The sequence below is a fragment of the Tissierella sp. P1 genome (genome assembly GCF_002266425.1).
Lineage (GTDB): Bacteria > Bacillota > Clostridia > Tissierellales > Tissierellaceae > Tissierella > Tissierella carlieri.
In genome coordinates, this window is sequence record NZ_NPMN01000024.1 from 13,023 (window position 1) to 26,289 (window position 13,267).

13 protein-coding genes are annotated in these 13,267 nt (G+C 33.2%); 4 read left to right on the plus strand and 9 right to left on the minus strand.

Features of this window, described 5'->3' with window-relative positions; translation table 11 throughout:
- Position 1: 1 nt before the first annotated feature.
- The 6 genes from CIW83_RS15910 to CIW83_RS24670 all read right to left on the minus strand — a co-directional run bounded on the left by CIW83_RS15910 (position 2) and on the right by CIW83_RS24670 (position 5,866).
- Positions 2-1,144 (minus strand): ATP-binding protein, encoded by a 1,143-nt coding sequence (locus tag CIW83_RS15910; RefSeq protein ID WP_094902987.1) that lies wholly within the window; start codon positions 1,142-1,144, stop codon positions 2-4.
- Between the two features lie 155 nt (positions 1,145-1,299).
- Positions 1,300-1,482, minus strand: a complete 183-nt coding sequence (locus CIW83_RS15915; RefSeq protein WP_094902990.1) for a twin-arginine translocase TatA/TatE family subunit — start codon at positions 1,480-1,482, stop codon at positions 1,300-1,302.
- A 42-nt stretch (positions 1,483-1,524) separates the two neighbouring features.
- Positions 1,525-2,118: a 4Fe-4S dicluster domain-containing protein gene (locus CIW83_RS15920; RefSeq protein WP_094902992.1), complete on the minus strand. Its 594-nt coding sequence runs from the start codon at positions 2,116-2,118 to the stop codon at positions 1,525-1,527.
- Between the two features lie 20 nt (positions 2,119-2,138).
- Complete coding sequence (locus tag CIW83_RS15925) at positions 2,139-2,801, minus strand: molecular chaperone (protein WP_094902994.1); 663 nt, start codon at positions 2,799-2,801, stop codon at positions 2,139-2,141.
- 14 nt (positions 2,802-2,815) lie between these two features.
- Positions 2,816-5,086: a molybdopterin-dependent oxidoreductase gene (locus CIW83_RS15930; RefSeq protein WP_369819404.1), complete on the minus strand. Its 2,271-nt coding sequence runs from the start codon at positions 5,084-5,086 to the stop codon at positions 2,816-2,818.
- Between the two features lie 30 nt (positions 5,087-5,116).
- Positions 5,117-5,866, minus strand: a complete 750-nt coding sequence (locus tag CIW83_RS24670) for a Tat pathway signal protein (RefSeq protein ID WP_094902996.1) — start codon at positions 5,864-5,866, stop codon at positions 5,117-5,119.
- A 380-nt stretch (positions 5,867-6,246) separates the two neighbouring features.
- Between CIW83_RS24670 and CIW83_RS15940 the strand changes: the two genes are divergently transcribed.
- From CIW83_RS15940 to CIW83_RS15955, 4 genes are all read left to right on the plus strand, one after another.
- Complete coding sequence (locus CIW83_RS15940; protein WP_094902998.1) at positions 6,247-6,597, plus strand: winged helix-turn-helix domain-containing protein; 351 nt, start codon at positions 6,247-6,249, stop codon at positions 6,595-6,597.
- Positions 6,598-6,798: 201 nt separating this feature from the next.
- On the plus strand, positions 6,799-7,656 hold the full coding sequence (gene modA / locus CIW83_RS15945) for a molybdate ABC transporter substrate-binding protein (protein WP_094903000.1): 858 nt from the start codon (positions 6,799-6,801) through the stop codon (positions 7,654-7,656).
- A gap of 18 nt (positions 7,657-7,674) precedes the next feature.
- On the plus strand, positions 7,675-8,349 hold the full coding sequence (gene modB, locus CIW83_RS15950; protein ID WP_094903002.1) for a molybdate ABC transporter permease subunit: 675 nt from the start codon (positions 7,675-7,677) through the stop codon (positions 8,347-8,349).
- A gap of 17 nt (positions 8,350-8,366) precedes the next feature.
- Positions 8,367-9,416 (plus strand): sulfate/molybdate ABC transporter ATP-binding protein, encoded by a 1,050-nt coding sequence (locus tag CIW83_RS15955; RefSeq protein WP_255374487.1) that lies wholly within the window; start codon positions 8,367-8,369, stop codon positions 9,414-9,416.
- Between the two features lie 40 nt (positions 9,417-9,456).
- Here the strand turns inward: CIW83_RS15955 and CIW83_RS15960 are convergent, their stop codons facing one another.
- Genes CIW83_RS15960 through fdhF form a run of 3 tightly spaced genes read right to left on the minus strand, consistent with a single transcriptional unit; the run spans position 9,457 to position 13,253 of the window.
- Positions 9,457-10,050: a molybdenum cofactor guanylyltransferase gene (locus tag CIW83_RS15960; protein ID WP_094903006.1), complete on the minus strand. Its 594-nt coding sequence runs from the start codon at positions 10,048-10,050 to the stop codon at positions 9,457-9,459.
- An 11-nt stretch (positions 10,051-10,061) separates the two neighbouring features.
- Entirely contained in the window at positions 10,062-10,550 is a 489-nt protein-coding gene (locus CIW83_RS15965; RefSeq protein ID WP_094903008.1) for a molybdenum cofactor biosynthesis protein B, read from the minus strand.
- A gap of 21 nt (positions 10,551-10,571) precedes the next feature.
- Positions 10,572-13,253 (minus strand): formate dehydrogenase subunit alpha, encoded by a 2,682-nt coding sequence (gene fdhF / locus CIW83_RS15970; protein ID WP_094903010.1) that lies wholly within the window; start codon positions 13,251-13,253, stop codon positions 10,572-10,574.
- Positions 13,254-13,267: the final 14 nt, after the last annotated feature.

Genomic DNA, 13,267 nt, shown 5'->3' on the forward strand with positions numbered 1-13,267 from the left:
TTTACCTCCTATAAATCCTACCTAATTTTAAGCATGAGGAGCAAATTTCTACAGTATTACTAGCTGTAATTATCTGTTTGCATATACTACATCTTTGCTTAGTTCCAGTAGCAAGAATACTCGGTTCGACAAATGAAAAATCTTTAATTCTTTTAGATTTTAGCTCTAATGCACCGTAGTAACAAACTTCAACACATAAACCACAACCACTACAAGCATCTCTCAGAAGAAATAAGCTTAGCTTGTCCCCTTCTTCTATATACTTTAATGCCCCCATTGGACAAAGCATTGTACAGGCTCTACAAAAAGTACATGTCCCTACTATTGAGGGCTTTGAATAATCTATAATCTCAGAATTAATTAGTTCTTCATCTTTTATCTTACTAAAAACTTTCCCTAGTACTGGATATTTTTTAACTGTTGCATTTGCAACAATTGCATTTGACTTTTCATCCTCATCATTAACCCCTAATACATATTTAATTGCGGTGTTGGGAAGCTTTTTAACAGATTTAAAAATAGAAAATAAGAACTCTCTTCTCTCATTATCAATTTCTTCAGTAGACGTTTTTCTAGCCTTTACCTTCGGAACTTTTTCAGTATTTTTTATAGATCCTCCTAATAGGTTTAAATCTTCTTCTATTCTTTTGATCTTTTTAATATTATTTAAGTATAAGTCAATACCACTCTTTACAATACATTCCTTACATTTTGCTTCGGAGAAAATAACATTAATTTCAAATGGCAAAGTATCTATTCCCAATAAGAATTCTAAAGTCAGGCCTCCTAGACAAGGTACTTTGAAAACACTTTTTGAGATATCATCATTATGCTTGCAAGTTAAAATTACTGTATTATCTAGTTTTCCTTCTTCTTCTATGTAATTATACAGATTTAATTCAGTGGGTTCCTGAATAGATATAGCTCCTGTAGGACAAACTGATGCACATAGTCCACATTGGATACAATTATCATTTAGTTCAATTTTTGAATTTTTAATGATTATCCCTTCTACAGGACAGCACTCTATGCATTTACTACACTTACCTAGATGAGAACGTACCCTTGAGCATCGTTGATGATTCAAAGCTATTGGTTCCATTCTAGAAGTAGCAGTTTCTATTATTTTTTCAAATTTTAGCATTTTTATCTCCCCATATTAAACATAAAATGATTGTGTAATAATTTGATATATTATCTTTATCTATGATAGTATGGCATGTTATTAACTTTGTCAATAAACTAATTAATGGTTTATAAGAGCAAGGTACTATAATATAGTACCTTGCTCTTATGTTATTATTCTTTTTTATCGTTTAGGTCCACTTCTACATCTTTAGATATTTTATTTGCATGGTTTTTAAATTCTCCTATGGCTTTACCGAATGCTTTTCCTATTTCAGGAAGTTTTCCCGGCCCAAATACAACCAATGCGATACCTAGTATTAAAATTAATTCTGGAGCACCTATTTTACCAAACATCTATATCTCTCCCTTCTCTATGGCATATATACAGAATCTAATCTATTTTCCACCTCTATATCGTTCCTCTGGCTCTCCATCTTTTAAAGCCTTATCCAATCCAATATAAGTAACGCTAATATCTAATTTCAACTCATCTTTTAATCCCTTAATCTTGTTATCTGCAACCATCTTGCTAACTTCAGATTCTGGATCATTTAAATCTCCAAAAAATCTAGCATGAGATATACAAGTGCTTACACAAGCAGGTAACAATCCAACCTCTGCTCTCTGAATGCAGAAAGTACACTTCCCAACCTTCTTAGTGTCATTATTCATATATCTAGCATCATAAGGACATGCTGCTACACAAGCTCCGCAGCCTATACATTTTTCTTCATCTACTACAACTATACCTCCTTCAACTGCAAAGGTTGCATTCACAGGACAGGCTTTAACACAAGGTGCATCTACACAATGATTACATAATTTTGGAAGTTTTACTCTTGCTACTTTGGGATATTCTCCTGCATCCCACTCTTCAACCCAAGTATTAAAGCATCCTTCAGGAAGGTTGTTTTCCATTTTACAACTAATAGTACAGGCATGGCATCCAACACAACGCTCTAAATCTATGACCATTCCATATCTTTTCATTCTAAATCACCTCTTTAAATTTATTGATTTTCTCCCATCAGATATTCCAAATCTAACGCTATCCATTTGGCGGAAATATTAGTTAAGTAAGAGTACAACCCTTCTCCTCTTTCCTTACTTAGAATAGCATAAGCTTCAATCCATTTAGATAGATGTTCAACAAGAAAATCTTTTTGTAATTTCCTCCATTTATTAGCTTTTTCACTCATTCCATTTTCCAAGGCTAAAAGTTCAGAATTAGCTAAATAAACCAAAAAAGCTAATTCAAATGCAATATGATCTGGATAATGATTATCCTTGAGTGGCTTAAAAGCATTAAGTTGGTCTATTTTGAAATCTACTATCTCATAGCATGCTTTTACATGAAAAGTTTCCTGACTATCTAATTTACCATAGGATATTTTGCCATTCTTTATATCTTTGTTCCTAATTGCCGATTCATGAGGCGGGACAAATAATTTTGAAGTAGGTACAAAAAATCTATCATAATATTCTTGTATAAAATAATCTAAGTCCTTTTCCTCAATAGAGTCTATTTTATCTTCAGTTAATTCTTCAAATTGCGAAGAATTATCTTTTATTAAGTTTAATAATTCTTCTGAAGGAGTATTTAAAAAGGAAAAAGATAAAAATTCATATAGCTCTAATCGTTTTTTTGCTATAAAAATACTTTCTTTTATCATCTTTTCACTCCTATCTATGCCTTCTCTACCTTGTAAGCTCCACCATTTCTACCTGGCCCTCCAGTTGAAGACTCAGAAATACCAAATAGTCCATTCACCTTTGGATCTATTAAATTCATTAAATGTACTCCTGTACCTATGAATTCATTGCTCTCTTGGACTTTTCCTTCAATGTTATATCCTTTTGTGCCATATTCCCAATGCCCATATCCAAATGCTATACCTATGGTTCCCTTTGCTATACCAGGTCTTACTAGAGCATGTCCTATAAATTCGCCGCCTGTAGCAGGAATTACTTTTACTTTATCCATAGTTGATATTCCTAATGATTTAGCATCTTCAGTATTTAACTCAATATAATTATGTTTGCTTAAGTCTCTAAGGCTGGAACTGTTAGCAAGCATACTTATACTTCTAAATTTAGGTTTGTAATTTGCCGCCTTAAATGGCCATTCTGTTTCTGGGAATACATCATTTACTAAACTGCCATCAGAGAATGATTCAGGACTCCATGCAGCTACACCATTATAATATTCACCAGTTAATGAGTTTCTGCTAGTTGCAAACTTCTCAATATATAAATCAACAGATCCTTTATAAGCATATTTATGATTGTCACCTTCAAATCCTGCTCCATGGTCTTCAAAACGACCGCCTCTCGCCATTATGTTTAATACCTTAGGCCATTCTTCCTTTGTTAATATATCAGCCCAATCCTTAACCGCATTTTCTAAATCTTGCATTTCTATTTCTTCTTGTGAAATGTCTGCCACAGGTTCTTCATCATATGCCATATTTGCAATACCAGGAATGAAATAATCTTCTCTGCTGTTTAATGGTAGCAAGTTATCATTCATATCTAATATTGCCTTATCTCCAAATCCTGGTAATCCAATCTTTTTAGCAACATCAATCACGTATGTTTCAAAGGATATATGTCTTCCATCTTCTAACTTCGGGGTTGCTGGTTCTACTATTGGCCATCTCACAGTAACTCCTCTTCCTGAGAAGTTTCCTTCAATATTAGCTAAGCCCCAACTTTCATAGGGAGTAGTATCTGGTATAATATAATCTGCTAATGCAGTCATTTCTCCCATGTATGCATCACAAGAAATAAATAGTGGAACATTATCAACACTCTTCAGTGCTTCAATCACTTCTTTTCTAGCACCAGCCGGTACTGCTAATAGAGGATTAGCCATCCAATTCAATACTATTTTTGCCTGATAAGGATATTTATTTATAATAGAGAATAATCCTTGATTATCAGAGGCACTTCCTATTGGGTGCCATGGCATCTTTGATGGATATGGATTTTTTCCTTTAGCAACCTTTTCTTTATATTCAGTCGTATCTTCATATCTAACTCCAGTACGGCTAATTCTCATACCTGATGCTTTTGGTCCATCTGGTATGACGTTTAATTGATATCTTGGTCCAGCTGAAGTAGATTTATATGAATTTCTTCTAGTAATTGCTCCACCCTTCTTATTTATACTACCTACCATGGCCATTAAAATATAATGAATCATAGTTATATCTGACCCATTTGCAGTAGCTGTACTTCCCATTCCATCTGCTGCTACTTTAGTTCCATGAGAAGTAAATTCTTTTGCTATTTCTTCTATCTTGTCCTCTGGAATACCACAAACCCTTGAATACTCATGTATCTCATATCTGAAGGCACTTTCTTTTAAAATAGCAAAGGATGTTCTTACTTGTATTTCTTTTCCATTAGGTCCTTTTACTTTTCCTTCATACAATAAATCCGCTGTGGTCGCCTTATCAAATCTAGCATACTCCTTCGTAGCATTATCGATTACAATGAATATGTCTTTTTCTTCCTTTCCAACTTCCAATCCTAAGTCTTCTGCCCTTAGCATTTTTTTATAATTTGGATGTTTTTGGTCTTCTATTACTAAATGAGTAGCATTAGTCCAACTATTAAATCCTTTAGAAACACTAGCCTCATAATTAGGTGAACTTAAGAAATCATTGTTATACCTACGATTTTCAATAATCCATCTAATCAGTGCCATACCAAATGCATTATCTGTTGTTGGCTTTATTGGAACCCATTCACTATTTTCATATAAAGGTGTGACAGCCCCTCCAGCAAGAATAGGGTCTATTACTGAATACTTAAGATTTCCTTCCTTTACTCCAAGCTTTATTTGACGTGCTATGGTTTGCATAGGTTTCCCACTATGTCCTGGGAATGCACCAGCATATAATATATACTCTGCACTATTAATATCCGGCCTTAGATTTTGCCCACTTGCTATTACCTGCGCCGCAGGTGTTTTAGAACCGCCTCAGGAATAACCATGTCCAAAGTTATTTACAGTTCCAAATGAACTCGTAAACCTTCCTGCAAATGAAGTTCTTCCATCTCCACGTCCTCCAAAAAAAACTAATTGATTTGTTTTTGGACCAAACTCCGGGGCCTTTGAATCTATAGGTGTTTCTAAATCTCTTATTTTTCTAAATCCATCTATAACAATATCTTCACCTATATCCTTAAATAATTCTCCACCCTCTACAGTTTCTTCCACCGCCTCATCCCAAGTGATAGGCTTCCACTTTCCTTCTCCCCTAGTTCCTGTTCTTTTCAGCGGAACTAATATCCTCATGGGGTCATAATGACTTTCTAAAGTAGCATTTCCTCTAGCACATAATGCACCTCTATGCATGCTGCCTTTATCTTTATAACTACTAAAAGCTAAATATGATTCTGTTAAAGGCTCTTCAAATGAAAGATGTGGCTCCGCATTATTAGGATTATATGGATTTCCATATACTCTCAATATTTTGCCAGTATTTTTATCAATCTTTACACGATTTCCACATGAGCTATAGCAGCCTAAACATGCACTATGTCTCATCAATATTGATGGTTCTACTTCAACAGCACCTGTTTCTAGATTGATCATAGCCTCTGGCTTTTGCCCTGGTAATTGAGAAAGCTTTGGGAATTCATTTGGAACATCAGTATTTACAGCGTCTTTTTTATTACATCCTATGGTTAAACCAGTCAGACTTAATGCTCCTATACCTCCTAACATTTTAAAATGTACGTCTTTTCAATTTTGTTCACCTCGCAAATTATTTTTTTATCAAACTAATATCAATTGCAATATTTATGCCATTATGCTTACTGATAGTAAATGTTCTTTTGTAATCCTATAGTTTACACATCTTGAAAAAATATTTTTTGTTAAAAATTTAATATATCCTACTTTGTCATATATGATTTTATAATTATCTTGTCATATTGACAGAGCTCTTTGTCATATTGACAAGGTTTTATCGTTAAACATACTACTTACTACTACTCCTCTACTTATAAAAAGTATTTTATTAAATTTAATTGCAATTATAATATTCTTATATTATAATGCTTTGTATCAAAGCTAATTTATGAAGAAGATTGGGAGCGATTACTGTGACCTTAGATTCTAAAGGAAATTCACATTTTAATACTAGAATAAAGATAGTCTATAATGATTCTACATTTGGCCCAGGGATTGCAAGAATTATGGAATTAGTTAAGGAAACAGGAAGTTTATCTAAAGCCTATAGAATTATGGAATTATCACCTAGCAAAGGATGGAAAATAATTAAAAATGCTGAAAAAGAACTAGGTTTTCCTTTGTTTATTAGTGTTATAGGCGGCAAAGGCGGAGGTAAATCTGAGCTTTCAAAAGAAGGTGAAGATTTATTAAATAGGTATCAATCCTTTGTTTCCGAGTTAAATGTGGAAGCAGAAAAACTTTATAAAAAATATTTTGACTAGGAGAATATTGTTAATTATCTTTCATCTATAAAACAATGTTAAAAAATAATTAAACTATGTTAAAATTTATCGCTCAAATGAGCGATAAAAAAACGCCATCGTTACTCTTGTAAAAGAGGTTCGCTTTATAATATGAATATCTAAGTTTTTCTCTGGGACAAACTTTTACCCCAGATAATATAAAAAAGGGAGGATATAAAAATGAAGTTAAAAAATTTATTTGTCATTCTATTATCATTAGTTTTGGTTTCCACCTTCATGGTTGGATGTAGTAAAGGTATAACAAGTAATCCTAATGAGGATACTGAAGTAAAAGCAGAAGATAAAAGTGAAGCAGATAAAGAGGAAAAGGTTAAACCAAAGGAGCCTGTAGAATTACTTATTTCAGCTGCAGCAAGTTTAACAGATGTATTAGGTGAATTAGCAGAAGTATATAAAACTGTAGAGCCCGAAACTACTCTTACATTTACTTTTGGAGGTTCTGGAGCATTGCAAACTCAAATAGAAGAAGGGGCACCAGTTGATGTATTTATGTCAGCAGCTCAAAAACAAATGAATGCTTTAGAAGAAGGAGGCCATATATTAGACGGTACAATTAAGACTTTATTAGTGAATAAAGTAGTACTTATTACTCCAAAGGATGGAAAGATTCATATGAAATCTTTTGAAGACTTAGCTAAAGATGAAATAAAGAAAATTGCAATAGGGGACCCAGGAAATGTTCCCGTAGGTCAATATAGTGAAGAAATATTTAATAACTTAAATATAACTGATAAGATTAATTCAAAACTTGTATTAGCAAATGACGTTAGAACAGTACTTACTTGGGTAGAAAGCGGAGAGGTTGACTGCGGCATTGTTTATGCTACTGATGCATTTACATCAGATAGTATCAATATAATTACTGAAGCTCCTGAAGGAAGCCACAAAGAAGTTAGTTATCCAGTGGCAGTAATTAAAGATAGTCAAAATCCTGATAGATCACAAGCATTCTTAGACTTCCTATCTACAGATGAGGCTATTAAATTATTTGAAAAATATGGTTTCTCAATGAAATAGAAATGAACGGAGGATAATATGAGTTATTCCCCTTTATTAATATCTTTAAAAGCTGCAATTATTGCAACTATAATAACTTTCATCTGTGGAATTTATGCAGCATATTTAACTACAAAATTAAAAAGATTTAAAGGATTAGTGGATGGGTTTTTAACCCTTCCTCTAGTATTACCCCCTACTGTTGTAGGCTTTTTTCTATTGATTTTCTTAGGAAAGAATAGCTTTATTGGTAAGTTCTTAGCATTATATGATATTTCTATTGTATTCTCTAGTACTGCTACTATTATAGCTTCTGCAGTTGTTTCTTTTCCATTAATGTATAGAACTGCAAGAGGTGCTTTTGAACAACTGGATAGAAATATGATTTATGTAGCAAGAACTTTAGGTTTATCTGAACATGAAATATTTTTAAAAATAATGCTACCTAATAGTTTCTCTAGTATTATGGCTGGAACTATTTTAGCCTTTGCAAGAGCATTAGGCGAATTTGGTGCTACGATTATGTTAGCTGGCAATATTCCAGGTAAGACTCAAACCATGGCAGTTGCAGTTTATAGTGCTGTTCAGGGAGGTAATAGAGCTCTGGCTTATAAATGGATTGCTATTATGGTTGCAATATCATTTATAGCAATATTGATAATGAACAAGTTAGAAAGTGTGAAAATCAACAAAGTAGGGAAAGGAGGTAATTAGATATTCTTTATGCTAATATAAAAAAAACATTTGGAGATTTCTTCCTAGATGTAGAATTTGAAACAAATAAAGAAACATTAGCTCTTTTAGGTGCCTCTGGTTGCGGAAAAAGTATGACACTTAAATGTATCGCTGGAATCGAGACACCAGATGAGGGCCAGATTGTATTAAATGACGCAGTGCTTTTTGATAGTAAAAAAAAGATAAATATATTACCTCAAAATAGAAAAGTAGGATTATTGTTTCAAAATTATGCTCTTTTTCCTAACATGACATTAGAAAGAAACATAGCTATTGGAACTCCAAAAAATCGCCAGAACAAATCTGGGATTATAAAAGAAATAATTAAATCTTTCTCTTTGGAAGGATTGGAAAATAATTATCCTCATCAATTGTCTGGTGGGCAGCAACAAAGAGTAGCACTGGCTAGAATGTTAGTAAACGAACCTAAAATATTAATGCTAGATGAGCCTTTTTCAGCTTTAGATGAACATTTGAGATGGCAAATGGAGCAGGAGCTTATTGATATATTAAAAAAACATAATGGCAGTGCATTATATGTATCTCACAACAAGGATGAAGTTTATCGAATATGTGACAGAATCGCAGTATTAAATAATGGAAAAATAGAAGAAACTAATTATAAGGAAAATCTATTCAACAATCCTGAAACTCTTAATACTGCAATGCTAATTGGTTGTAGAAATATTTCTAGAATAGAAAAAATTTCTGAAAATAAAATTTACGCCATAGATTGGGGTTTAGAATTAATATGCAATACTATAGTGAAGGATAATATCCGATATGTCGGTATCCATACTCAAAATATTAATCTTTGCTCTGATTATGAATTGACAATAAATACTTTTAAATTAAATATAATGGATATAATACAAAATTTACACTCTTATACCTTAGTATTAGAAAATGAAATGGATAATGACGGAATTTCTCAGTCTCCTATCTATATGAAAGCTTTTGAGGAAGAAGTTAATAAAAAGGAACTATATAAGGGGAAATCAATTTATGTTAATCTAAATGAGGATAAGCTCTTATTATTACATTAATTTAGAGTAAAATACAATAAAATGTTGGATATCCAACATTTTATTGTATTAAAAGAAATTCATCTAAGTCTTCTATTGTATTTAAGTTTTTAAATATATCTTTATTTAAACTAAATTTTACAACCTCATCTTCTTCTATATAATGAGTTTTTAATTTAGTAATTAAAGAGTTTATAGACCTCATATTGGATAATAAATGTTTTTCAATATTTTCTATTATCCTCTTAGAATAAAAGCCATGCAATGGCTCTATCTTATCTCTAATACGTGCCACACAAATATCTATATCTTTGTTCTCAATAGCTTTTTTCATATATCTTATATAATCTATATCAATATTAGGCATATCACAGGCAATTACAAAAGCATATTTAGATGAAGCCTCATTTAAACCTGAATGAATCCCACTTAAAGGTCCCATTCCTTTAATTATATCTGTTCTTATTTTTTGGTTAAACTCATTATATTCTTCAGGCTTATTTGTTACAATAATGATTTCGTCAAACTCTTCTTCAAGTTTATTAATCACTAAACTCATAAGTCTTTTTTCATCAATCTTCAAAAATTGTTTATCAAAGCCCATTCTTGAACTTTTACCGCCTGCTAATATTATTGCTGCTCCAAACTTTTTCACCGATTCACCTTCTATCGAGCACACTCTGAATCTTTTCCTGTTAGGATTTCTAAGCCATGATGAACGCTATCTAATATATAATCCAAGGCTTCTTTGACTGCCTTTGGACTACCAGGCAAATTGATTATCAAAGTTTTATTTCTTATCCCCGACACTCCCCTAGACAGCATAGCTCTAGGAGTAATGCTGAGACTATAATATCTTATAGCCTCAGCTATTCCATTTGCCATTCTATCACAAGCCTTTATCGTAGCTTCAGGAGTAACATCTCTTTCACTAAAACCTGTTCCTCCAGTAGTCAAAACTAAATCTACCTGCAAATTATCCACCATATTAATTATCTCATTATATATAGTCTCTTTTTCGTCAGGAACTATAATTTTACTTGATACAATATAACCTCTATTTTCTATTATTTCGGTTATTATTTCCCCAGATTTATCTTCTCTTGCTCCGACAGAGCCTTTGTCACTTGCTGTTATTATTCCAACCTTAAACATATTAACCACTCCAAGTATAGTCTATATATTTTCAACTTTTTCTACTCTTACTGCAGAAATCTTATATTCAGCAGTCTTAGTAACTGGATCATATGCTGAATTAGTTAATTCATTTACAGGAGATTCTTTATAATGGAATGTCATAAACATCATTCCTGGTTTAACTTTATCTGTTACTGTCACCCTACTCAATATAGACCCTCTTCTTGATGTTACCCTTACAAAATCTTCTTCTTCTACTTCTAACCTCTCAGCATCTACTGGATTCATTTCTGCAAGTTCATAAGGTCTTATATCATCTAGGTTTCTAGAATGTCTAGTCATTATGTTATAATGATATAACATCCTTCCAGTGGAAAGAAGTATTGGGTACTCTTCACATGTAAGTTCTGCCGGTGCCTCATATTCAACTGGAATCATCAATCCTTTTCCTCTTGGGAAAGTTCCCTTATGAAGATATGGAGTACCAGGGTGCTCTTCCGTTGGACATGGCCATTGTAAACCTACTTTATCTATTCTCTCATAAGTTATTCCTCTATAACTAGGTGTTGTTTCTCTTATTTCATTAAATATATCCTCAGAGTTTCTATAATCGAATCCCTTTGCTCCCAATTTTGTGGCTATTTCACTTAATATCATCCAATCTAGCCTGCATTCACCAGGTGCTTCAACAGCTTTTCTAACTCTCTGAACTCTTCTCTCAGTATTTGTAAATGTACCGTCTTTTTCAGCATAACATGTTGCTGGAAGTACAACATCGGCAAATTTAGCAGTCTCTGTTAGGAATAAATCCTGTACTACCAAGAAGTCTAAATTCTTTAAGGACTTCTTAACATGGTTCGCATCTGGATCTGTAAGTACAGGATCTTCTCCCATAATATACATTGCCTTAACGTTTCCTATCAGTGCTTCATCTAACATTTCTGGAATTCTAAGCCCATTATTAGGATTTAATTCTACATTCCAAAATTCTTCAAAGAATTTTATATTTTTTTCCTCTGATAAGTTTTGATATCCAGGGAATGTATTAGGAAGTGCCGCCATATCACAAGCTCCTTGAACATTATTCTGTCCACGCATTGGATTTATCCCTGAATTCTCTAAGCCTAAATGTCCTGTAAGCATAGCTAGGTTTGCAAGGTTCATAACATTTGCTGTTCCTGTAGTATGTTCTGTTATTCCTAGAGTGTAGAATATACCTGCCTTCTTAGTACTTGTATAGAGTTTAGCAGTTTCATATAGCATATCTTCAGATATTCCAGTAATCCTAGCCACTACTTCTGGAAAATAATTTTCTATTGTCTCTAATACATTTTCAAATCCTGTACAGCGTGTTTCTATAAATTCTTTGTCATGCCATCCTTCTTTTACTATGATATGCATCAATCCATTTATTAGGGCGGCATCTGTACCTGAATTTAAAGGCAGCCATATAGTAGCCATTTCTGCCAACTCTGTACGACGTGGATCTATTACTATAAGCTTTGATCCATTTTTAGCTGCTTTTTTCATTTTATTTCCAATTATTGGATGAGCCTCTGTAGCATTAGACCCAATAATGAATAATACTTCATTTCCCTCTACTTCTCCAATAGCATTAGTCATAGCTCCACTTCCTAATGTAGTTGCAAGACCTGCAACTGTAGGAGCATGTCAGGTTCGGGCACAATGGTCTACATTGTTAGTACCTAAAGCAACTCTCATCATCTTTTGAAATACGAAATTATCCTCATTAGTGCAACGTGCAGAACTTAATCCTGCTATAGCATCTCCGCCATGTTGTTCTTTCACATCCTTGAGGCTTTTAACTACTAATTTTATAGCTTCATCCCAGCTAGATTCAACGAATTCTCCATCTTTTTTGATCAATGGTTTAGTGATTCTATCAGGATTGTTTATAAAGTCTGTGTGATATCTTCCCTTTACACAGAGGGACTTTCCGTTTACTGGTGAGTCTGGATTAGGAGTTACTCCTACTACCTTTCCATCCTTTACGTTTAGATCAAAATTACATCCTGTTCCACAAAATGGACAAGTGGTACGAACTTTCTTAACCTCCCATGGCCTAATACCTTTCAACTGCTTGTTTATAAGAGCACCAGTAGGACATGCTGTTATACATTGACCACACATTCTACAGTTCTTATAATTAATAGGCTCATCAAAACCAGTAGTAACCTTAGAATTAAAACCTCTATTTGTAAAATCAATTGCAGATGTCACTTGAATTTCACTACATACTCTTACACATTTGCCACATAAGATGCATTTACTTTGATCTCTTTCCATAACAGGATTTAAACTATCTATTGCATACTGTTTTACTTCTCCCTTAAAAGAACCTTCTTTTATTCCGTATTTATAACATAAATCTTGAAGTCCACACTCTCCAGACTTTTCGCAAGTCAAGCAATCCTTTGGGTGATTTGAATATAATAAATCTAAAATATCTCTACGTACCTTAACTACCCTTTCAGACTCTGTATATACTACCATCCCTTCTCTTGCCTTAGCCGAACAAGATGCAACAAGGTTTTTAGAGCCCTCTACTTCTACCACACATAGCCTACATCCACCAAAGGATGAAAGCTCTTTGTCATAGCATAAAGTAGGAATATCTACTCCATTTTCTCGAGCAGCTTCTAATATAGAAATTCCCTCTTTTACTTTAACCTCTTTTCCATTCATAATAAATGTAATCATATTTTCGCCTCCAC

Excerpts from the sequence above, each read along its gene's own strand:
- CIW83_RS15910 (WP_094902987.1), bottom strand. The coding sequence starts at position 1,144 with ATGCTAAAATTTGAAAAAATAATAGAAACTGCTACTTCTAGAATGGAA.
- CIW83_RS15915 (WP_094902990.1), bottom strand. The coding sequence starts at position 1,482 with ATGTTTGGTAAAATAGGTGCTCCAGAATTAATTTTAATACTAGGTATC.
- CIW83_RS15920 (WP_094902992.1), bottom strand. The coding sequence starts at position 2,118 with ATGAAAAGATATGGAATGGTCATAGATTTAGAGCGTTGTGTTGGATGC.
- CIW83_RS15925 (WP_094902994.1), bottom strand. The coding sequence starts at position 2,801 with ATGATAAAAGAAAGTATTTTTATAGCAAAAAAACGATTAGAGCTATAT.
- CIW83_RS24670 (WP_094902996.1), bottom strand. The coding sequence starts at position 5,866 with ATGTTAGGAGGTATAGGAGCATTAAGTCTGACTGGTTTAACCATAGGA.
- modA (WP_094903000.1), top strand. The coding sequence starts at position 6,799 with ATGAAGTTAAAAAATTTATTTGTCATTCTATTATCATTAGTTTTGGTT.
- modB (WP_094903002.1), top strand. The coding sequence starts at position 7,675 with ATGAGTTATTCCCCTTTATTAATATCTTTAAAAGCTGCAATTATTGCA.
- CIW83_RS15965 (WP_094903008.1), bottom strand. The coding sequence starts at position 10,550 with ATGTTTAAGGTTGGAATAATAACAGCAAGTGACAAAGGCTCTGTCGGA.